This is a genomic window from Streptomyces sp. SID486, from assembly GCF_009865385.1.
Lineage (GTDB): Bacteria > Actinomycetota > Actinomycetes > Streptomycetales > Streptomycetaceae > Streptomyces.
In genome coordinates this window covers 1-1793 of record NZ_WWJT01000272.1, presented here as the reverse complement: position 1 = coordinate 1793, position 1793 = coordinate 1, and the positions used below count along the sequence as shown (strand labels likewise).

Genomic DNA, 1793 nt, shown 5'->3' with positions numbered 1-1793 from the left:
CGTCGCGTGCCGGCTCGCCGCCCGCACGCGGTGGCCGGCCGCCACCAGCCGCGCGGCCGTGCGGCTGCCGGTGGTGCCGGTGGCGCCGGTGACGAGGGTGGTGCCGATGGCCCGTGTGACGCGGGGGGCCGGTGCGCCGCGGGTGTCCGGTGCCGCGCCGGTGGTCGGCGTGACGTCGGTGGTCGGTGCGGCGCGGGTGGTCGGCGTGACGTCGGTGGTCGGTGCGGCGCGGGTGGTCGGCGTGACGTCGGTGGTCGGTGCGGCGCCGGTGGTCGGCATGACGTCGGTGTCCGGTGCGGCCCCGGTGGTAGGCGTGGTGCCGGCGGTGTTCATCGCCCGCTCCCGCTGCCCGTGAAGTCCGCGCCCGGTTCGAGGGCGGCGAGGGGGTTCCAGTAGTCGCGGTAGGCGGTGATCCGCCCGTCCCGCACGCTCACGACGGCTATGTAGGTCATGTCGAAGGGTCCGTCGGTCCTCACCAGCCGGCCGGTGGCGCGCATCTCCACCACGATGGTCTCCGGCTCGGTCGTCTCGTGGATCCGCAGTGCGGGGAAGTCCCGCAGGTCGATGTGGTCGGGGTAGGCGCGCATGTAGGCGGCGACGGCCTCCCTCCCCTCCAGGCGCGCGGGCCATCCCGGAGGCGCGAAGGGGAACTCCATGACGCCGTCGTCGGACCACAGTCCGGCCCAGGCGGCGACGTCCTTGTCCAGCAGCAGTCGCAGGCCGTGGCGGAAGAGGTCCGCAGGAGCGGTGGGCACGGGCATGGGTATGCTCCCTCCGAGAAGAAACGGACCCTGGGTCCACTTCAGTGGGCCCGACGATACGGACCCGTGGTCCGTTTTGCAACCGGAGGAGAGACCCGTGCCCGAGCGCAAGCCCCGTAAGGACGCCGTCCGCAACCGGGAGGCCGTCCTCGCGGCGGCCGACGGCCTCTTCGCGCGCCGCGAGTCACCCGAGGACGTCACGATGGCCGACGTCGCGGCGGCGGCCGGGGTCGGCAAGGGGACCCTCTTCCGCGCCTTCGGCGACCGCACCGGGCTGCTGCGCGCCCTGTACGAGGCCCGGCTGGAACCGGTCCGGGAGGCCGTCGAGGCGGGCCCGCCCCCGCTGGGCCCCGCGACACCCCCGGCGCGCCGGGTGCTCGCCGTGCTCGACGCCCTCCTCCGCTTCAAGCTCGACAACCGCCGCCTCGCCCTGGCCCTGGAGGGGGGAGGGGGCGGCGGTCTCTACGGCGCCGGCCATTACGAGCGGTGGCACGGCCTCCTGCGAGGGGTCCTGGAGCAGGTTCCCGGACTCACCGCCGACAGCGGCTTCACCGCCCACGCACTGCTCGCCGCCGTCCGGGCCGACCTCGTGGAGCACCTGGCCGGACCGGCCGGCGTGCCGCGTGACGAACTGCGCGCCGCGCTGGCCGAGTTCGCCGCCCGGGTGCTGGGGGCCGACGGCCCCTCACTCGAACCGGACGGTGTTCGCGCCGCCGGCCCCCGCTGACGCCCCACGCCCCCCACGCGTCGGCCACGGCGGTGGGCGGGGCCAGGCCCCGGCCGACCTCCGGGCCGGAGTGCGGAGCGGCCCTTCTTGCGGGGAGCCGGGCGGCATCCCCGCCGGAGCGGCCCTTCTTGCGGGGAGCCGGGCGGCATTCCCGCCGGAGCGGCTCTTCTTGCGGGGAGCCCGGCGGCGCCGCCGGTCATCTCGGCGCGCACACCGGCCGCCCGCCCGCGCCAGGACGGACGTGCGGCGGCGGCCGGGTGCGTGCCGTCCGCCCCGGTGACCGGTTCGGCCCCGCCGGCCCCGCC

Annotated in this window: 2 protein-coding genes and 1 pseudogene; 1 reads left to right on the top strand and 2 read right to left on the bottom strand. The window is 76.7% G+C overall.

Going from position 1 to position 1793, the window contains the following annotated elements; all coding sequences use genetic code 11:
• Positions 1-333: pseudogene (locus GT045_RS39680) on the bottom strand (hypothetical protein); the annotation flags it as partial.
• Positions 330-761 carry a nuclear transport factor 2 family protein gene (locus GT045_RS13390; RefSeq protein ID WP_161295841.1) on the bottom strand — a complete coding sequence of 144 codons (432 nt, stop codon included), beginning with the start codon at positions 759-761 and terminating at the stop codon, positions 330-332. The gene GT045_RS13390 and the pseudogene GT045_RS39680, both read right to left, overlap by 4 nt.
• 97 nt (positions 762-858) lie before the next feature.
• On the opposite strand from GT045_RS13390, the gene GT045_RS13385 reads away from it, so the two are divergent.
• Positions 859-1488 carry a TetR family transcriptional regulator gene (locus tag GT045_RS13385; RefSeq protein ID WP_161334299.1) on the top strand — a complete coding sequence of 210 codons (630 nt, stop codon included), beginning with the start codon at positions 859-861 and terminating at the stop codon, positions 1486-1488.
• Positions 1489-1793: the final 305 nt, after the last annotated feature.